Annotated in this window: 13 protein-coding genes; 4 read left to right on the top strand and 9 right to left on the bottom strand. The window is 62.6% G+C overall.

Annotation, left to right across the window (positions count from 1 at the left end; all coding sequences use genetic code 11):
* From Q9R30_RS10175 to Q9R30_RS10155, 5 genes are all read right to left on the bottom strand, one after another.
* Positions 1-3,297 carry a UvrD-helicase domain-containing protein gene (locus Q9R30_RS10175; protein ID WP_311217515.1) on the bottom strand — a complete coding sequence of 1,099 codons (3,297 nt, stop codon included), beginning with the start codon at positions 3,295-3,297 and terminating at the stop codon, positions 1-3.
* Positions 3,294-6,128, bottom strand: coding sequence for a PD-(D/E)XK nuclease family protein (locus Q9R30_RS10170; protein WP_311217514.1), 2,835 nt, complete (start codon positions 6,126-6,128; stop codon positions 3,294-3,296). Before Q9R30_RS10170 ends, Q9R30_RS10175 begins: the two co-directional genes overlap by 4 nt.
* Positions 6,125-8,635 carry a sigma-70 family RNA polymerase sigma factor gene (locus tag Q9R30_RS10165; protein ID WP_311217513.1) on the bottom strand — a complete coding sequence of 837 codons (2,511 nt, stop codon included), beginning with the start codon at positions 8,633-8,635 and terminating at the stop codon, positions 6,125-6,127. The genes Q9R30_RS10170 and Q9R30_RS10165 overlap by 4 nt, the downstream gene beginning before the upstream one ends.
* A gap of 78 nt (positions 8,636-8,713) precedes the next feature.
* Positions 8,714-10,402: an NERD domain-containing protein gene (locus Q9R30_RS10160; protein ID WP_311217512.1), complete on the bottom strand. Its 1,689-nt coding sequence runs from the start codon at positions 10,400-10,402 to the stop codon at positions 8,714-8,716.
* Positions 10,399-10,965, bottom strand: a complete 567-nt coding sequence (locus Q9R30_RS10155) for a hypothetical protein (RefSeq protein WP_311217511.1) — start codon at positions 10,963-10,965, stop codon at positions 10,399-10,401. The genes Q9R30_RS10160 and Q9R30_RS10155 overlap by 4 nt, the downstream gene beginning before the upstream one ends.
* 580 nt (positions 10,966-11,545) lie before the next feature.
* On the opposite strand from Q9R30_RS10155, the gene Q9R30_RS10150 reads away from it, so the two are divergent.
* Entirely contained in the window at positions 11,546-12,220 is a 675-nt protein-coding gene (locus Q9R30_RS10150; RefSeq protein ID WP_311217510.1) for a DUF6308 family protein, read from the top strand.
* Positions 12,221-12,245: 25 nt separating this feature from the next.
* On the opposite strand, the gene Q9R30_RS10145 is transcribed toward Q9R30_RS10150, so the two are convergent.
* From Q9R30_RS10145 to Q9R30_RS10130, 4 genes are all read right to left on the bottom strand, one after another.
* Positions 12,246-12,497, bottom strand: a complete 252-nt coding sequence (locus Q9R30_RS10145; protein WP_311217509.1) for a hypothetical protein — start codon at positions 12,495-12,497, stop codon at positions 12,246-12,248.
* An 89-nt stretch (positions 12,498-12,586) separates the two neighbouring features.
* Positions 12,587-14,224 (bottom strand): hypothetical protein, encoded by a 1,638-nt coding sequence (locus tag Q9R30_RS10140; protein ID WP_311217508.1) that lies wholly within the window; start codon positions 14,222-14,224, stop codon positions 12,587-12,589.
* Between the two features lie 184 nt (positions 14,225-14,408).
* A complete protein-coding gene (locus Q9R30_RS10135) occupies positions 14,409-15,947 on the bottom strand; it encodes an ADP-ribosylglycohydrolase family protein (protein ID WP_311217507.1) in 1,539 nt (512 codons plus the stop codon).
* Positions 15,944-16,909 carry an ARPP-1 family domain-containing protein gene (locus tag Q9R30_RS10130; RefSeq protein WP_311217506.1) on the bottom strand — a complete coding sequence of 322 codons (966 nt, stop codon included), beginning with the start codon at positions 16,907-16,909 and terminating at the stop codon, positions 15,944-15,946. The genes Q9R30_RS10135 and Q9R30_RS10130 overlap by 4 nt, the downstream gene beginning before the upstream one ends.
* A 93-nt stretch (positions 16,910-17,002) precedes the next feature.
* Between Q9R30_RS10130 and Q9R30_RS10125 the strand changes: the two genes are divergently transcribed.
* The 3 genes from Q9R30_RS10125 to Q9R30_RS10115 all read left to right on the top strand — a co-directional run bounded on the left by Q9R30_RS10125 (position 17,003) and on the right by Q9R30_RS10115 (position 19,162).
* Positions 17,003-17,686, top strand: a complete 684-nt coding sequence (locus tag Q9R30_RS10125; RefSeq protein ID WP_311217505.1) for an NUDIX hydrolase — start codon at positions 17,003-17,005, stop codon at positions 17,684-17,686.
* 127 nt (positions 17,687-17,813) lie between these two features.
* On the top strand, positions 17,814-18,524 hold the full coding sequence (locus Q9R30_RS10120; protein ID WP_311217504.1) for a hypothetical protein: 711 nt from the start codon (positions 17,814-17,816) through the stop codon (positions 18,522-18,524).
* Positions 18,525-18,601: 77 nt separating this feature from the next.
* Positions 18,602-19,162, top strand: a complete 561-nt coding sequence (locus Q9R30_RS10115) for a hypothetical protein (RefSeq protein ID WP_311217503.1) — start codon at positions 18,602-18,604, stop codon at positions 19,160-19,162.
* The last annotated feature ends 617 nt before the right edge of the window (positions 19,163-19,779 follow it).

The following is a 19,779-nucleotide window of genomic DNA, read 5'->3' as shown; positions in this document are numbered from 1 at the left end:
TTACGACTCGGCCTGTGCTTTGGTGTGCCGTGCCTGACGGCGGATTTCAGCATCTCCGGTTCGGCAGAAGATCAAGACCAGTTCACTCACTTTTTGACCGGTGATGCCCTCCACCATGCCTGCATAGGTCGACAGCTGGCGCCAGTAAGCCGCCAGGGTCTCCTGCGTGACACTGATGTCAGTCTTGAAGTCGGCGATGACCAAGGTTTCGTCGTCCTCGCGGTACATCAGGTCAATGATGCCCTCGAGAGTCATTCCGTTGTGGGGTGTGACCACGGGAAGCTCAAGCCAGTGCTCCCGGTCAGCCGCACGCTGTACAGGCGTGCTGCGTAGTGAAGAACGGGCACGTTCAGCCAGGCCAGCGGGATCTGCCAGGCCAGATCCGCTGGCGATCCTTTCGGCGAGCACTTCGAGGTTCTCGCTGTCTCGCAGGTCACTCAGCTCGAGCAGCCGGTGAAGAGCCGTACCGAATTCCTTGCCATGTTCCCGGCCGGACGCTGCCGAGGACGGCAGCGCACCGTCCTCATCAATGCTCACAAAATGCGGGGTCCTCTCGCTCTCGGACGCGGCCAAGTCGTCACCTCCCTTGGCAATCGCAGTGACGGACGTAGATGACACGAGGGCTGAAGTCTCCTGCCAAAGATCCCGCTGTTGCCGCCACTCGTCAAACGTTTTGACGGGCTGGACTTCGTGGGCTGTCCTCGCCTGGAGCGGCATGTCCTCTGGAACACGAAGATCTGGCGCCGGAACAGCGTCGGCTGCCTCTTTGAGGAACTGGCCGAGACTATTCCTGGCGTTCACGTAGTGGGAAACCACAAGGTGGCTTTCCGCGCGGGTGCATGCAACGTAAAGCAGGCGGCGCCGTTCTGCATCATCGAAGTCCTTTTCGATGTCCTCAGCGGTTCCGTATCCTGCGGACCGTATGTCGCCGATGAAATGCACCTGTACTTGTGAGCTCTGATCCCAAAGGGCTGCCGCCTTCTGGTTGTTGGGTCCGGAGCCTGTACCGGCGAGAATCACCATTGGGAACTCGAGCCCTTTAGAAGCATGGATGGTCATGATCCTGACGGCCTGGACGTCCGTTTCCGGCACTACAGCTTCTTTGACCCGTGAGTTTTCCTCCTGCTGCACGGCCGCCCACACCAGGTAATCGCGCAGGCTGCCGTGGGTGGCCTCCGTCCAAGCCCGTGCTTGATCGATGACAAAGCGTAGCCGTCGCCAGACGTCCCGGTAGCGCGGTGCATCAATGGCTGCCTCGAGCATGCGTCGGTCAGCAGCGAGGTGCTCCATAATTTCGGCCGGTGTCATCACCTCTATCTCCCGGCACAGGGCGGCAAGATAAGCGATGGCGTGTGCGACGGTGGAATTTTCAAGCGCATCGGGCGCCTCCGCAAAGAGGTTCCAGCGGCCTCCAGCCCGCTTCCACTCGAACAGTTCATCATCACCGCACCCGAACATCGCCGACCGCAGGGACAGCACAAGCGCCGCCTCATCCGCGGTGTTGGAGATTGCCCGCATGGCGAGCAGCAGATCGGTCACTTCCTGCGTCGAGTAAACCAACGACGAAGCCTCAGCCCGGTATTCGATGCCGGCGTCGTCGAGTGCATCTTCGAGGGCGGCGAGGGCGGTCCGGGTGGGGATCAGGACACAAATGTCCTTCAATTCAACAGGCGAACTTGTAAAGCCGTCACCCGATCGCTTGCTCTGCTTCTGCCAAGCTGAAAGACCTGCGGTACCGGTCGCGATTCTGATGGCTGCGGCAACGTCGGCAGCTTCCTGCCGGCGCATGCTGTCTGCAGAAACCTTTCCCGATTCGTCGGCCTGTGCGCCGCCGCGACCGATGATTGAGACGGCTGGACCGTATGCATCGCTCCATTCCGGTCGCTGGGGGTCGGGACTTAGCGCTCGGTATTCCGGCTGGACCGTGCCGTTCGCCGTGATGAGCTCGCCGAATGTGCCGTTGATCCACTCAAGCAGTTTTCCCGTGGACCGGAAGTTGGTCTGGAGAGAAGCGGTCTTGGAATTCCTGTCTTCTGAAAAGCGCTGCTGTGCCGCGAGGTAGGTGGCGATGTCGGCCCTGCGGAAGCGGTAGATGGACTGCTTCGGATCCCCGACCGTAAACAGCCGGCCTGGGGGTACGCTGAGCTGCTCCCAGCCGTCGGGCCCACAAACCTCACTAGCGGCAATCCGCGTGGCCAGTTCAGCCTGGATAGGGTCCGTGTCTTGGAATTCGTCCAGCATGATGCAGCGGTAGCGATCATGCAGGACAGCATGGACAGCCTGCTTGTCCTGGCCGACAAGGAGGTCCCGGGCGTGAATGAGGAGATCGTGGTACTCAAGCTCGCCGCTGCGCTGGCGTTCGTGAGCCGCCTGAAGAAGGACCTCGGCCATGGCGGCGGTAACGGTTTCAACGGCGGGCTGCACAAAGCTGTTGCGCAGGGCTATCGCATCCTGGGCGAGATCTTTGCAGGAGCTCCGCACATCGGCGACGTTGATGGACCAGTTGCCCCTTTGCCCGATACGAGAGTCGGGTCGCGGCACCGCATGGAGCAATTCGAGGACAAGTCCCAGTTCACCTGTCTCCGCCTCCGCAAGGCGGCCGTGCCAGCTCTTGATGAGTTGGATGGCGGCCAACAGTCTGTCAGCAGGGTCGGTGCAGTGGTCGGAATGGGCGACAACGTCAGTGGCCTTGTGCAGAAGGGGCTCCAAGTCAACTGCCGGAATGGTGCGCTTCCGGGGAGGATGGCTTTCCAGCCGGTCCCAGTTGGCGTCCAGGTCAACCGCAACGTTTTGCAGGTGATCCAGCGAAACGCCGACGGCGAGCAGTATACGGAGTGCGTCGTCCATGGACGAGTCGGCGAACAGTTTCTGGCGGGCATCTTCCCACCGCCGCGTGAACGCAATCTGGGACCGCAATTCATCCACCACGGTGATCAGGGGAGGGACTCCAGCCTCGATGGGATGTTCGCTGATGATGCGTGCTGCAAAGGAGTGAATGGTGCCAATGGGAGCCGTATCCAGCTGGTCGAGCGCCCGCCGGCGCAGGTCTGTGGGGCTGGCATTCGTTAGCTGCCGGCGGACCCGTTCCCGGAGCTCACCTGCTGCCTTTTCGGTGAAGGTGATGGCTGCCACGCTCTTGAGTTCGACGCCGGCGTCAACCATCGCGCAGATGCGCTCGACGAGTTCATGCGTCTTGCCGCTGCCTGCACCCGCTTCAACGAAGACGTTCGCTTCGAGCTCCTGCTCGATCAGCGTTCGGTCGGTCTGGTCTGTGAGGTCCATGAGTTCCGGGTTCATTTCTCCGCCTTCAGGAGCTGGGCATAGGGCTGCAGTTCGGGGGCGTTTTGCAGCTTAAGCCATTGCTGGCCAAGCTCTTGGGCGCCCATCATGGTGGTGAAGTTGACGTATCGGTCGGACTCGGGCCGTGGCGGGAAGACTCCGTTCCGCAGCGCAGAAATGATCAGACCCACATCCGCGCGCAGTTGCTCCACAACCTCGTCAGTCACGGTGTAACCGATTCTCTTGAAACCGCCCGCTTTCGAGATGAACCAGTATTCCGCTGCGACATCGGACGAATTGTCGCGGAGGGTCCGGGCAAACAGTCCGTAGACGGGAAGCTGGTACCGAGTGCCAGCGGCAGTCGGGTGCTTCGCGAGCGGCTCATAATCTTTCGACTTGCCTGTCTTGTAGTCGATCACCCGGACACTGCCATCGGAATGCTGGTCGATCCGGTCCACCTTTCCCCGGAAGCGAACCGTAGTGCCGTCGTCGAGAGTCAGTTCAACAGGCGGGTGGCTGTCCGTGTCCTCGGGCCCGAAGGTCGCCTCTTCGGCGAGATACTTCCAGCCTTCGGTAAAGCTGTCTTGGTCGTCCGCCAGCACACGCTTTAGGTCTTGGCGGAGCATGGCCTGATTGCGGTCCCACACGTGGCTGAGCCATGCCGGATTTGCGACGTCCTCAAAAGCGGAGTCTGCCAACTCCATAAGGCGGTCCGACGACGGCGGAAGGCCGTCTTTCGTGATGCTGCGAACGTAGTCTTCCAGCACTCGGTGAACTAGGTTGCCCCGTTGCTGTGGCGAAATCTGCACTTCGAGTGCCGAGTCCTCCAAGATGCTGACTTTCAGGACGTGTTTCATGAAGTAGCTGAACGGGCTGGTGACCCATTCCTCAAGTCGGGTGGGGGACAGTGGCTTTTCGGGGTCCGCGATGATCCCCGCAAATGCACCGAGGTTGCCGTTGAACCTGGAGAAAATGCCATCCCGCCTGTCGCGGGTTGCAGCCAGCGCATGCTGCAGCGCCCTGTCCTCTTCCAATACGGAGGTGCGCTCCTCGGCAGTAAGGATACGACGCAGCCGCCATTCCTGGGCTGTGGGGGGCAGCGCGTCGGAGGCGGGTGCGCCGTTCTCGATGCCGTGGGCGAAGGACCGCAGCTGGTTCTGTGGCTCAGGCTTGCGGTTGATCCAGCGTGACACTTCGTAGCTCCCGGAGCCGCGCAGGTCCCCGCGGGGGCTGGTAATGAACGGTTCCGATCCTGTAGCGAGGGCAGCAAAGAACTGCTCCTTGCTGGCTTCGGCACGTTGCTCCACCGTTGGGAGACTCCCGCCCAGCATGGCACGGGCGCTGTCCGGAAGCAGAGGGTTCTCCCGTGTCCGTGCTGGGGCAAGCCCTTCCGCAACCCCCATAAGAAAGACGACATCAAGGTCCCTGGCGACCGCATCAGCGAAACTGCCCACGACAACCCCCGTGCCGCTTTTCCCGGTCCAGCGGCCTTTTGAGGCTACGCCGTCTTCCAGGGCGCTTTGTAGGAGCGTCGGGCGGGGCAAAGGGCCGACAAGGTCCAGATGCCGGAGATCCGAGGCGGCTTCGACCAGCGCGTCGCGGGCAGCGCTTTTCTCCGGACGTTCGCCAGCGCCCCGGGGACCCATGAAGTCCTCAAGAAGTGAGATCAGCGACGCGGAGGCGTCATTCCATGAGGCAGCAGCTAGGACCTGGCTTATCCGTGCCGCAAGGGCCTCTTTGAAGGACTGGAAGATCCGGAACTTTTCAAGGTAGTCCGCGTGGGCGGAGGTGTCTGCTCCTGCATAATCCTCTTCGGCAGGTGGATTTGCATAGAACCTTTCACATGCTGCGCTACTGGGCAGTTTCTGCTCATGCCAGGAGAAGGCACCCTCCGCATGGATTTTCAGGATGGCGCGTTCGTCGAGTTCCTGCGGGTCCAGTTTCAGCAACTGAAGGAGGCCGCGTGTCAGGGGCGAGTCCATGAGCCGGTGGGCTGATGGTCCGACGAAAGTGACTCCGGCCTGGCTGAGGCGCTGGGTGAGCAGCGCGGCGTAGGGCTGGGAGGCCGAGTGGAATATTCCGATACGGTGGCCCGGGGTCCCTGCTGCAAGCCGCTCGACGACGAGGCGCACCACGGCGCGGGCTTCATCGTCGGCGTCGGACGCTGTCAGAAGTGTTACGCCATTCTCTGCCGAGCCGGCCGCCGTGAGATGCTGCATTCCGGCCCCGTTGAGGCTCGCTCTGAAGATTGCCTCGCCGGGACGGTTTTCTGTACCGAGCATGAATCCGATAATGGTGCCGAGCCGCTGCGTCACGGTCTTGGTCCCGAGCTTGTTGCTGGCAAGGGTAAAAGCCTCATGGTCCGTGAACCACCGCCGGCCCAGAGCCTCCTTTGCGGCCCCGTGAAGCCGGAGCACTTCCTGCATGAGCTCGGGGAGTTCCGGGTCGGCGGGATCGGGAACCGCGTCGAGGAGCTCGGCTGTCCGGGCTATCGCACGGGCGGTCGAGGGCTGGTCGGCGACATCCTTAAAAAGCCCTGGTTCGTGCAGCAGGACCCGGCTCACGGCTCCAAGCCGGAGGACGGGAAGAAGGGGACGTCGCCCGTTCACAGCGTCGTCGTCGGCGATAAGTTCGGTTGCGAGGTCCTTGAGCGTGAACGCCCTGACCCCCACACTCCCGGCGCCCCCGTTGAGGGTCCTGCCCAGGTAACGGGTCACGTCCAGGCCTGCGGCATGGGAAGGGACCAGGATGGTGACGGGAGTCAGCGGATCGGCGGCCTGGGCATGGCTGATCAATGCTTCCAGCTCGGCCAAAGCGAGACTCACCGAAGGGAAAATCGTGCAGGTCATGCAACACCACCATAGTTGTACTCGCGTAGGGACTGGGATCGTTTTGGTTCTCGGAGCAGAGCCATGGTCTTCGACTCGATCTGGCGGATGCGCTCTCGTGTGACGCCGTAGGCCTTGCCGATGGCATCCAGGGTCTTTTCCTCGCCGTCGTCCAGGCCGAAACGCATCGCAATGACTCCGGCCTCCCGTTCAGTCAGCGTGTCCAGGACCGCATGCACCTGGGCCGTTAGCTGTTCCTTGGCGATCTGGTCAACGACATCCACGTGCCAGGGATCGAGGAGCTGGTCCGCCAGCGGCTCGAGGCCCCCCTTGCCGTCGGGGACAAGGTACTCAAGCGAGCGTACAGGCTGGTCCAGCGCCAGAAGATACTCCACTTTTGCAGTCGACTGATCCGTGAGCTTGCCGAGTTCCTCAAGGTTGTATTCGAGCCCCTTCCGGGCCGCTTCACGCTGAATTGCCTGCACTTTGTGGATCTGCTCCACCATGTGGACCGGGAGCCGGATGACCCGGGCCTGGTCGGCCAGCGCCCGGGTGACAGCCTGCCGGATCCACCACGTCGCGTAAGTCGAAAACTTGTAACCCAGGGTGTAGTCGAACTTGCACACGGCCCGATGCAACCCGATATTCCCCTCCTGGATCAAGTCCAGCAGGTCCATGCCCTGATACACGTATTTCTTGGCGATGGAAATGACCAGCCGGAGGTTCGCCTCGAGCAGGGCGTCCGCGGCGCGTCCGCCGAGCAAGGCAATGGTGCGGAGTTCCCTGGATTCTTTGCGGCCACGTGCGGTGCCGTCCGCCAGCAGGTGCGCAGCGTAAAGGCCGGCCTCGATGTCTTTTGCTAGCTCCACTTCCTGCTCGGCTGTCAGCAGGTCCGCGCGCCCTGCCCGCTGCAGGTAGTCCGAAACCCCGTCGTCGCTGAAGCCCTCGAGCCCCTGAAGCTCCTCCAGCCAGCCGGAGTCGTCGAGATCAAACGACGTCGGCGCCCTCTCGTCGTCCTCCTCCACGGAAGGCTCCACCACCGGCTCCAGCTCACTGCCGACCTCCGGACCAGCGCCGTTCCCGGGCGTACCCGCCGCGGGCTCACCGGGCTCGGGCCGTGAAGCCTCTTCAAGGTCGGCCTGGCGGAGGAACTCCTGCAACCCGTCCTGGTCCGTCCTGATGTCGAAGAACCCCACGTTGCGGGCGAAGGGCAGAACCTTGCCCAGGAACTCCTCGCCCTGGACGTCCGGGTCCTCCACGGTGCCCTTGGAGTAGAGGACAACCAAACGTCCGGGCCGCCCGTCGGCCTTCTTGCGGATAACGCGGCCGAGCCGCTGCACCATCTGGCGCTGGCTGCGGTTGGCTGCAACGATGATCCCGAGGTCGGCCTCGGGTACATCGATGCCTTCGTCAAGGAGCCGCGGCGCCGTAAGTACCTGTGATGCGCCGGTGCGGAAATCCTCCAGGCCCTGCCGGCGGTCATCCTTGGCCATGCCGCTGAACACGGCTGACGCCGTCGACCCGAGGGACGTATACAGCTCCTGTGCCCGCCGCGCAGACTCCTGGGTCTGTGTGAAGACCAAGGTCCCGCGGGACCCATCAACCGTTCCCTTCAGAGCTGCCAGCGCCAAGTACTTTGTCTTCGCCTCCGCCAGCAGGGTGAGCCGCGAGGACATTGCCCGCATGTACCTGCGCGCAATTGTTGCTTCCCGGCTGGGCGAATCCGAAGCCGCCAGCGCGGCCACCGCAGCAATGAACTGTGGGAACGGCCGCCGCGGGACGCCGGCGTACGTCTCAAGTTTCCGCGTCGCCTCCACAATCACCGTCGAGAACTCGTCATAGTCATTCTGTTCCGACGGCGTCAGTTCAACGCCAACCAAAGCGATGTCGAACGGGGCGATGACCTGGTCCTTCAGCGCCCGGTCGTACCAGAGGTTGTAGATGACGCCGCCGAAGTAGGGCGTCAGGAGGTTCTCGTGCTCACCGTCCGCCCTTTCGAACGTGGCTGTCAGTCCAAGCCGCCAGGCGTACCCTTCCTGCAGAGCGCCGGTGAACATGGGTGCCGCATAACGGTGGCACTCATCAGCGATGATCAGTCCGGCCTTGTGCGAGCGGAGGGTCTCCCGGTTCGACGCGGAGTGAACGATGGCGACGAGGATGTCCACGTCATCGAGGGAATCGGACCGGCCGTCGCCAAGGGCGCCGCGCCGTGCGGCGGGCAGGTCCCGGCGCAGGGAGACCAGCCATTGGCGCTGCAGCTCGGCTGTTGGCACCAGGATCAGGACTTTGATGCCCTGCCGCACTGCTTCGAAAGCGGCGGCGATCCCAACGCGCGTCTTGCCGGAACCGGTCACGGCTTCCACCACGCCGCGGCGCGCATTCGAGTGCCAGGCCGTCAGCGCCTCCTGCTGCCACGGATAAAGAAAGGCGTAGTCGTAGGAGGCAGGCACCGCCGCGGGTTCAGCCTGTACGGGCACCCGCGGAAGCGTCGCGACCGGGTGGGACCCGGCGTCAGCTAGTTCTGGCATTTCATCCCCCATTGGACGGTTCTGATCTGGTGCCTGAAGAGTATTGCGGGGCACCGACAATTTAGGTGAGCAGCGCCACTAACCGTTTTCCAGCACAGGATTCCACGCCTGGCTCCGCGATAGCGCGAGCTTGAGTTCGCGTCCGCCGGCCTCCTCCAGCAGCCCGGAATCACCCACAACCACCAGCAGGCTGCGTGCCCGGGACAGCCCGACGTAGAGCTGTTCCCGGGCCCGGTCCATGTCCTTGAAACCGTTCACGCAAAGAACAACAACAGACCGTTCCAGGCCCTTGAAACCCAGCACATGGCCGTAGAACTCACCGTCGTTGGCGTGGAAGTCCCGCCAGTACTCTTCCGTGGCGCCGCGCTTAAAGTAGTCCAAATGGATGGGGTGGCGGTCCTTGGTGGTGAGAAGCGCGATCTGGTTGTTCGCCCAGCCCTCGTCGATCAGCGAATCCAGGCAGTCCCCGGCGATCTCGAGCGCGTCCTCGGTTGGGCAGTCCACGAACCGGACGGGCAGGCCCGTGCTTCCGCGGGGCTTGAAGTATTCGCCGGCGAATGGCTTGAACGTCTCAGCGATCTTGACGGTGTTCCGGAGGTTATCGTCGATGTGGATGGGCACGAAGGTGGCCATCGGCCCGCTGGTGAGGTCCGCCGTCGCGCCTCCCCAGCGCTGGTAGACGTCCTGCCGGTCGTCCATGAACGCGTATACCTCACCCGCGTCCGGGTCGCTGGTGCACGCGAGAAGGGCGTCCCACCACAGGGGCGCGAAGTCCTGCGCTTCATCGACGACGACGGCGTCCAGCCGCTCGTGCGGCTCCAGTCCGGCTGCCAGCTCCTTCAGGAGGCGGGGCATCTCGACGTCGAAATAGTCCTGCCCCGAGCCGTCCGGGACTCCCAGCCCGCGCACGTATTCGTGGAACTCGCCCGTGAACACCGGCTTGGCTTGCCGCTTCCATGTCCCGACGCGGTCCTGGAGGTATTGCCCGAGGCCTTTGTTGTAGCAGAAGAGGCCTACGCGTTTGCCCTGCTTGCTGAGCAGCTTGGCCTTCTCGACGGCGAGCCACGTCTTTCCGCTGCCCGCGCCGCCGGTGAAACGGACCCTGTTGAGTGAGCGGGTTGCCTGGAGCAGCACGGACTGGCGTTCCGTGAGGTGGTCCTGCTCTGCCTCGTCCTCCTGCGAGGTGGTGGAAGGTACGACGGCGGTGTCCAGGTTTCCGCCCAGCTTGCGGACGATGCGTTCCAGGAAGGCCGGGGCCAGCGGGGAGGCGCCGCCGCCTTCGTTATCAATGGCTTGGCGGACGAAGTCGGCGGGGGACTTGCTGCCGGTCTGGTCGAGGATGAGCGACCGGGGGCAGCCTGCCATGGTCCAGTCCCGGGGCACGTCGGTGTAGGGCAGGCTGACCATGTAGACGCAGCGGCTGCTCAGGCGGGAGCCGAGCTGGATCTCCAGCCAGTTCTTGAGGGCATGGAGCGAACTTTGCGACTGCGCCACGGGGCTCTTGATCTTACGCTTCTGGTTCCGGTCCGACTGGTACCACTGCCCGTCCGTGATGCTGACCTGGCCGCCCTTGACCTCGATCGCGGCCATGCCGACATTAGGCCAGAGGACCAGCAGATCAATTTCGTATTCGTTGCAGCCGTCGCGGACCTGGACCGAGTGGGCCAGGACGCAGTCATCGGGGAGGCTGTTGCGCAGGGCGGTCCAGACGGCCTTCTCCGCGTGAAAGCCTTCGCCAAATTCCGGGTCCTCCGGAATGCACCTCATCGTGCCCCGACCCTGGCGTCCTGGAAGGGGGCCAGCCCGAACTGAGCGCGAATGTCAGCCAGATCCCGCGTATTCTGGTCGATCTGCTTCATTTGGTCCTTTTCGATAATCGAGGAAAGGATGCGATTCGTGATGGCGAGACCTACCAGCACAACGGACGCCCAGCCCGCGGCGACAATAAAGTCCGGCATCGTGAGGAACGCGTTCTTCAATGCGATGACGTTGTTAACGTTGCCGGTCAGGCCGTCCAGGATGTCATTCAGCGTGTCGGTTATTGGCTGGAAGAACGGCCCCGCGGACAGTTCAGGGCTCTCGATCGTTGCGTCCCGCCCGACAGACCAGCGCGGATCCATAAGGTGGGCAAGGATGTAGAAGACCACTGCAAGGTTGGCTGCGGCAAAAGCGGCCGTGCCTGCCGTCAGGGCAGTGATCACCCTCGCCGCAGTTTTGCGCAGAGTGGAAGGGCGGCTTCCAATGAGGAACAGAAGGCCGATCACCACCGCAATGATCCAAACAAGATTCTTGAACGTGCCTACGCTGGCTCCGCTGAGCATTTCAATCACGGGGTATCAATCTTTCCGCTGCTGCGCATTTGCACGCGCATGGTTCCTAAGCTCCGGACACGGCAGCGTGGTGTTGCTCCGCGCTGAGTTCAGAAGTTGTTTCAGATCATATTTGTATCAGCAGGATCCGACGCTATCCGGCAGCCGGTTCTGTGGCGCGCAGGCATGGGGCGCTAACCAATTTTTCATTTGCCTTGCAGGCCGCGACGCCTGCGGTTCGCGGCAGCTGGCTAGGTTGCTGGCCGACGCCACCGCGCAGGTTTCTGCTGGTCTGCTCGTCCTCCCTGCCTGACACCTAGGACGGAGTAGTGGCTGGCCTTGAATGCGGACCGCATCATCGAGAACAGCGCGCACGTCGTAGTGGTGCCAGTCGCCGCGATTTCGGTAGGCCAGAGCATAATGGTGGATCCAACACACGCGGTGAGAGTTGACCTCGACGCTAAGGCCGGTGTGCCCCGAGTGGTCTTTCGCTTGAGCTCGTCGAAACCCTCCCCATGACGGCTCCGGCGGAGTAGATTGTCCTGAGTTCAGCGTGGAGTACCTAGCCATTCCAAAGAACCAATCAGACGGGGGACACGGCATGACAATCTCTAGTGCATTCCAAGAAATTTCTGACGAAGCTGCGAGCTCATATTTGAAACGCTATTTCGGGCTCGGTGAGTGGGTCGGCAAGGAGTTCACTGGGGCCCATTTCGATACGTTCGGCACTAATGTGCCCAACGCCATCACCGCGGATGATCTGATCTCCGTAGCGTGCCTGTCCAAGCATGTGCCGGCAAGAGCCGCGTTGGGAATCCTTGGCGAACACTCACAGGACATGGGCACTCTGCTCGGATACATTCCGCCTGATTTGTCACTTAGAGACATCCCCTTCGAGGAACATGACCAATATTTTGGTAATGGAACTCCAGCGTTGCGTCTTTGGCGGCTCCTTCGGAGGGATAGGAGCACTCGCTGGGGCATTGGCGCCACGACTGCCAGCAAGCTCATGGCCCGTAAACGTCCCGGGCTAATCCCAATCTATGATTCTGTTGTCGGTGGGGTAACAGGTTTCGATAATGCGGACGGGACCTGGAGTGCGTGGCACCACGCATTTGCCACAGACGGTGAGCTTGTTGAGCGGCTGGAGTCCCTACGCTTGGCAGTTGGGCTGCACGGCATCTCGCTTCTTCGCGTCCTCGACGTGGTGCTTTGGATGCACGGCAGTCAGGGAACGGAAGGTCCGGAGAGCGTCGACCAGACGGACGAAAGCTGACGGTAGGCGGGGCAGGGGAATCGGTTTAGAGTCGGCGACGTTTTTCTTTGGCAATGTACGACAGGACTTTCGGAAGTTCGACATCATACAGTTCTGTCACAAGTCTGATCCGGCGGCCCGAACCCTTGAGCAGCACCGTTCGAGCCGCTTCGGCGCTGTCCAAGTGTAGTGACCGCAGCGCCACCATGACCTGTGTTATTTGTTTCTCGGTCAGCGGTTGGTGTCGTGGCACTACTTTGTTGTGCCCAGTATCAAAAACCTCGTATCCGTCAGCCATGACGTTCCTTCCGAAAGTACCTCTTGGCGCTCTTCTGGTAGGCCTGAAAGCATTATGAATACCAAGTCCGACATTCTGCGTGGAGACAGCTAAATCTGCATTCCGTCGTGGACTGTCACGCTGGAAAGTTCTATGACACCGTCGGCGCACTTCCAATAGTGGAGACGCCTTGCTGCCGCAATATTCTGTTCTATGTAGAGCCGCCAGCAGGCGTCCTTCCCGTTGTTGCGCGTCAAGACGTCCGCTCCCCCGGACGCACTAGTGCGCAATGGATGCGCTTCCCTGGCGCTGAGCCTCGCCGGATCATTAATTAGGAGATCAACGATGGCTTTGAGGGCCTTCTTTTGTTTCTCCCTGGGCTGCTCGTTGAGGCTTTTGAGGAATTTTTCCCCGAGCCGGTACGGTCCCATCGTGTGCCGGGGCTTCTCGGCGGCCGGGACCTGGACCGCCCATGTGGAGTGGAGCTGGAATCTGAAATTCTCTTCGGGGTCCAGAAACACTCGCTCCAGGGTTGCTTCCTCCCTGCGGACTCCGCGCAGCTTCTTCCTCAGGTCGGAGAGCTGCTTACTGGCAGCGGTGAGGTCACGGCGGAGGCGATCGGCTTCCTGCTGCAACCCGGCCAGCTCGGCGGCCTGCTGGCGGCCAAGCATAACGTCCGCATCCAACTCAGCCGCGTGCATCTCATGCTGATGGTTAGCTGACCTCAACCCTGTGAGCTCCATTTCGAGCTGCTGCCGCTTGGCACGTTCGGCCGCCAGTGCCAGTTCCACGGATTTCAGCGCTACGGCTCCCGAAACTGAACTCTGGTTCTGCGCTTCCCGGGAAGGCGGAGTCAACCGGGCGGGCGGGGCCTCGGGCACCCTCGGCAGTAGATCGCGGCCGGGAACCAGCCAGGGGCCTCCATCAGGAATAAGCTCTGGAGCGGTCAGCACCGGTTCGGAGTCATCAACGTCGAGCATCGACAGCCTGATGTGACCGTTGTTTCTATGGATCCTGACCGCCACAACCTCGCCTTCCGTGAGAAGGTCGGCAACAGAATCCAGCTCGTTGTAGGAGATGCTGCTGAGAGCCAAAGTGTGGGAGTGTCCTGGAACCAAGGATAAGTCTGCTGAATCTACCCCTACCGCACGGACAAGGGCAGGCACCAAATCGCCGTCCTCACGGCCTTCGCCTGGAATAGCCGCTTCGATAGGCGCGAGCGAAAACATCCTTGTTGCCGTATCGAAGGCGCCGGAAATCGTCATGCCCTCGCTCAGGATCCAATGCAGGGGGACACCAAGACCGGTGGACTCCGCAGGCAGAAACAGCTGCTGTCCGTTGTCGAGCTCCACCACAGCCCTTGATCCATCGGGGGCGATGCTTTTCACCAGCCCGGTTTCCCGGGAGTTTCCTTTGCCGGCGGGGCTGGCTGTCTTCCAACTGCCCGAGAAAGCGAGGTCCTCGGCATCCCTGATAATTTGTGCGGTGACGGTCGCGACGTCCGAAGGGGTTCGGACCAGCCGAAGAGGGCTGGTGTATGGGTCCGCGGTCCATCTAAGCCCGGGCGGATAAACCCTGGCGGCACTGCCGAAGATGTGGGTGTCGGGCGGCAACAGCTTTTCGAGCTCGTAGGTGAACGGCCCATTGGTCACCATCGCGACGTCGGCTACACCCTTTAGCTCGAGAGCAATGCTGCCCCCGTCCAATCGCGGCCTATCCTCGTCGGCGAGGCGGGAGATAACCACCACCGGTCGCACACGGGACGGCTCCAGCAGGAGGGCAGCCAGGTCTTCCGGTTTTGGGTCTGCGCGGGAGTCGGGGGAAGAGACGTCATGCGACTTTTCGGGCGCAGGCGAAGAGTGGGAAGACTGCCGGTGACGATGACGCTTTGGCATATGACTTCTGCCCTTCCATCCCGGTTGCAGGTTTGATTCAGGGTAAGTGCAGGCTCTGACATTGGACACCCTCATACGTGCCTCCGCCGGGCAGAGCCTCCGCATCTCCCAGCACCCGCAGGAACAGCGGGTTCGGCCGTGCGCCGGGCAGGACGCGCTGCAGGTCTGCCAACGCCTCCAAGGGAGAAATCCGGGCTACCCGCGCACCATACAAAGCAGCCACAGTCGGCGTCCTTGACTCCGCCCGGACACAGTGGAGCAGCACCGTCGTGCCCTCCGCGCGGTAGCGTTCGACGGCGGCAGCCGCCTCCCCGAGGACAAAGGCCGCGTGTGCGTTGTCGCCTTCAACAGCGGAGTCGACCACCCAGAAGCTGGCATGGTCCTCGGGCTCCACGCCCGGCACATCCAGCGTGCCCAGCCGGCAGAGCGACACCACCGCGTCGATGCCGAGCTCAGTCACGCGCTGAAGCGAGCCGACCCCGCCCAGCCACACGCCGTCGTCGTGCGGGTGCCGGACCAGTGCATCGGTGCGGCCCCACATGCTGTAGTCGTGCCGTTCAGCCCGCGGCCAGGACAGAGGCCGCTGGCCCTCGGCGCGGCCCAGCTCCATGCCCAGCACCATCAGGTCGCGGGCCCGCAGGCCCGGCCAGCCGTGCAGCCGCTGCCGCCACTCGAACGGAACCGCGGTGTAGCCGTACGCCGCACCAAGCAGGCCGCCGGCGATGGCGGCCACTGTGTCGGTGTCGCGCCCGCCGCGCACCGCCTCCTCCAAAGCAGCCCGAAGGTGGGCGGGGCCAACAGCTGAACGGCCCGCATAGTGGATGGCGCTCCACGCCCCCTGGAACGCCTCCACCACCCAGCCGTTGCGGGCGAAGTCGCGGGGCCGGGACCGCTCGGCCGTCTCGATCCGCTCCAGCCACACGGAAGCGCGCTTGGCAGACAGCAGCGGCAGCCCTGCCCGGACATCGAGCCGCCCGGTGAGAACCGCATGGCGGACGGCAACGCACCACAGCCCGCACGCCTCCTGCGCATCAGGATCGGCGTGGGTCAGGGCGCTCAGCACCCCGGCGGCAGCCATCAGCTCAGAAGGCTCCCTGTCCAGGTACGCGAGGGCCAGGGGAGCCGTCCGCATCAAAGACCCGTTGCCGGCACTGCGGCCGGTCCGGGCGTGGAAGTCGGCGGCTGCGGCAGTGAAGTCTGCGGCTTCAACCTCACGGCCCGCAGCGGAAGCCAGCCGCCGGGCAGCGGCGATGACGGCGCTTGTCTGCGCCCCCACGTCCTTCGCCTCGGCCGCCCAGGCAGTCCACGCCCGGACCACCGCGGTGAGGGCCGCAGGGGAGGAGGGTCCGCCGTCGGACGCGGACTCCAGCAGCGCCTCGGCGATGGGGATGGCCATGGACGTGTCGTCGGTCCACTCGGCCGGCGCGAACCCGAACGGGCCGCCGCCCTTCATGGTGACGACGGCGCCGTCCGGCAGCGGGGCGCCGAACTCGTAGCCGGCGCCGAGGGCGTCGCCCGCGGCCAGGGCAACGAGGACGCCGGCCGCGCGGTCATTCTGCAGAGGGTTCAGTTTCATGCCATCTCCATCAGGGGGTGCTGGGTGTTCCACCCGGTCAGGTGGGCCAGCTGGGGGCGGCGCCGGGGGAGCGCGACGGCGATGCCGGCGGCGGTGACCGCTCCGGCGGCGCGGGTGACGTTGCGGCTCCGGAGGGAGCCGTGGTGCCGTACCTCCAGGGCCGCGGCGCCGCCGTCGAACGTTCCGAAGTCCATCGCCTGCACGTGTGCGGCGAAGTCGCGGGCGCGCTGGCCGGGCATCGGCGCGGAGGCCAGCGCTTGGGGCGGCAGGAGCTCAAGGTCCAGCAGCGCTGACTCGACCAGTTGCCGGTAGTGGCGGCGGAACAGCGTGCTGGTGCCGAACACCTCCAGGAGCAGAGGCTGCCGGCCCAGGCCGATCACCACGCCGCGCTGGCCCTCCAGCGCGGCGGGAGCGTCCGCGGCGCTGAACCGGTTGCGTTCCTCTTTGTCGTCCTTGAACCAGTCCAGGTGCTGGAGGAGGGAACTGGTGGCGGAGGCGCCCCGGGCGGCGTCGAAGCGGCGGACGCGTTCCCAGATCCGGTCCTGCCGATTGCCTCCCCGTTGCCCGTTCATACCGTTGGCCAGCTCGGACCAGACGTTCAGCGGAGCGCGGCGTGCCTGCCGGCGGTGGCTGGATTGTCCGTCTTCCCAGCGGCCGGCCTCGACGCAGAAGGTGTCGATGTCGCGGGTTTCGCCCGGGCCGAGGACGACGTCGCGAGCACAGGTCCGGTGCTGCTGGCCGCCTTCGAGCAGCTCGCCTTCCAGCAATAGAGCCGGGTGCGGGCCGTTGTTGGTGACGGTGAGGCGGGACACCTGGGCGCCGCTGGCGAGTTCGCTGACGGCGACGTCGGCGTGGGTGCCGGTGCTGATGCCGAGGATTCCGGGGGCGGAGGTCCAGACGGGGAAGAGGCTGAGCGGGCCGAGGCTGCTGCCGGCGCCGACGTGGAGCTGTGGAACTTTCATGGGAACCTCCAGTTGATTTATCGCATTTCTGCGCTAATTGGTTCCAGTATGGACCGGTTGCTTCTTTAGCGCAAGACTGCAATAAATGGAGGTGTGAAGGATTCCAAGAACACCCAAGGTCCGTCCCTGCTCGACTACCCACGGCCGTCGGTGGCGGTGGATACCGCGGTGCTGACCGTTGCCGAGGGGAGCGTGTGCGTGCTGCTGGTGCGCCGCGCGGAGGACCACCAGCACGGAAAGTGGGCCCTGCCCGGAACGTTCCTGCGTGAACGCGAGACCCTGGCGGACGCGGTGCTGCGGTGCCTGCGGGAGAAGGCCGGGATTTCCGGGCGGGTGCCGCGGCAGCTTCAGGTGTTCGACGAGCCGGGCCGCGATGACCGCGGCTGGGTGCTGTCGGTGGCGCACGTGGACGTGGTGCCCCTGGGGTCGTTGGAGGAGGCGCTAAAGTCCGACGGCGTCAGACTGGCTTCCGTGACCGGGGAGCCGGAGCTGATCGCCGGGCTGCCATACGGGCATGCGGACATCGTGGCCAAGGCGGTGGAGTGGCTGCAGGCCGCTTATGCGGAGGCGCCGGATCCTGGTGCGCTGCTGGATGAACCTTTCACGCTGAAGGAGCTGCGGGAGTTGCACGAGGTGGTGACGGGTGCGCCGTTGATGCGGGACACGTTCCGCCGTTTTATGGAGCCGAAGCTGGCCGGGACGGGGCAGATGTCGGACGGGACGCGGGGGAGGCCGTCGCGGTTATGGGTGCGAGGCACCGATATCACGGGCACATGAGGCTGGTCAGTCGGCAGTCGCCCAGCCTCGGCGCAATGTTACTGCTGTTGATTAGATTAGGTGTTTTGGGCGCCTATGCTGTCCTCAAGTGCAGGTCCGGCGATTATGAGGAAACGGAGAGACGGCTGTGGTTCAATCAATTGGCAGTAAAACTCTGACGGGACATTCCTGGTGGTTGGCGTCTGAAATAATTCGGCGTCACAAGGGGCTCGGACTCGTTACGTGTATATCTACATTGGGTCTGGATGAGACTCTGGGTATTGTTGATCGCAGGAGGGGAGCGCTGCTCGCCTTCCTCTCTGAGGTTCCAAACCGTGCCGTAGTGTCGGGAGACCCGGATGCCTTATGGGCTTTTGGGTGGAACCAGCTCCTAGATGTCAGCCCCAAGGAAGCAGTAGCTGCTGTTGAAAGAAAACTGAATATCTATTCCCCGAGCCATGCACTTGCAACATCAGAAGAAACCCTTGTCTACAGGTTGATCTCTAGGATAATTTGTGACCACGTCTGGTCTGCCGACATCTGGACGGCGGTTTCTTGTGGGTTTTTCGATGGTGACTCTCGAGCGCTTATCTCGACGGATTTTCTGGATGAATTTCCGTCGGCACTGGATAAGTTTGAATCTACCCACGGGCGTAATACGGTCGATGCTACAGCCGAGGACTACTGGGTGTTGAGCCGTGATGGTGTTGAGGTGTTTGTTCTGGACTCAGATGCCGTTCTTCACTTCCGTGATAATCGCAATCCAATGCCTTTGATGAAAAGGTTCAACCTCTTTGAGAGAAAGATAGGCGTGCTAGCCGAAAGCGTCTTGTCTCAAATTTCAAAGACGGGTGCCTGATGGGTTCGCGGGAAGCACTGCTCGGGCCGCTACTCGAGCGCTTCCATGGTTCCCAAACCAAGGCTTCACGTGCCCGAATGACGGAAATTCCTTCCTATGCACAGCAGGAAATAATTCACATATACAGAGCCCTAGGTGGGGTGCTGGATTTTCCGACGCTGGCTCCCGGTGATTGGGACTTTGCGTTCGGGGACGGACTGCTCATCGAACTCGACGAAGATCTCCATTTCAACCGGTATCGCGCCTTGACTCTTGACGTGTCGTGGGTCCAGCGACTTCCATGGGCTGGTGATTACCGGAGACACTGCCTAGCTGGTGAGGAAATGTGCTGGAAAGCAGGGCGCCTCGGAGGAAAGTGGACATCTCCCTCCACTGTAAAAATGCTCGGGCCTGGTGATCCTCCGGGAACGTTCACCTCCAGAGGCTCTCCGCGGTGGAAGCAGCGGGCCCTTTACGACGCAGTCAAGGATGCCTTCGCGGTTCACAGCGACAGGCATCGACTTGCGCGAATCTCTATTCACGATGTCATCTCAGGAGTTCGCGTCAACGATTTCTTGCTCGGCAAACAAAGCCTCCCTGAACGTGCGCTTCTAGAGTTTCTCGACGTCCGCTCGACGGTTATCAAAGCGAGGTCCTGAGCGGCACTCGCCAACCGGAGAAAACAGCGGGTGCCGGCTTAGGGGTACGTTGCTCTACTGGGGGAGAGGAAGCGGAGCAGCTTGCCCGATGCTTATCATGCGTGCTGAGGACAGGTGGGCTGGGTCTCTCCTCGACATTAGGCCCGAGATTCAGCCAATCTTACTCGGAATCAGCTTGGTCCCAAGGGTCCTGAGCTTCAACGTACTCGTCATCGAAAGAGTCTTCCGTGGAGACGTCTTGGCCGTTCAGAAACCAATCGCCGATCGAATTAGTCATGTGTAGCTTCATCCTGTTCGTCGTAAAGCGTGAGTCATTGAACATCTGCTTACTAACGCCTTTGCTCAATGAGAGGATTGAAATGCAAAATTGGATCAATGGGCTCGGCGCGGTCGTGGTGATGGTCCAGACGTGGATGCCCTCGACATGGAGCAGCACATCCGTCCCGGGTGCGCCAGCGCTAGGGAAACAAGACATAGAGTCTCTCATGTCAGTGACTCTTTTGGTTATCGGGTTGCTTGATCGCTACTAATTCAAAAAGGACACGAAGAGCCCCCTAACCCCGCTCATTCGCGAAGAGCCAGTTGTACGGGGACGGTCAGGCTGGGCATAAAGCTGC

Source organism: Arthrobacter sp. AB6 (genome assembly GCF_031844545.1).
GTDB lineage: Bacteria > Actinomycetota > Actinomycetes > Actinomycetales > Micrococcaceae > Arthrobacter.
Note: the sequence above shows the minus strand (reverse complement) of the source record. Positions and strands in the feature narration are given on the sequence as shown.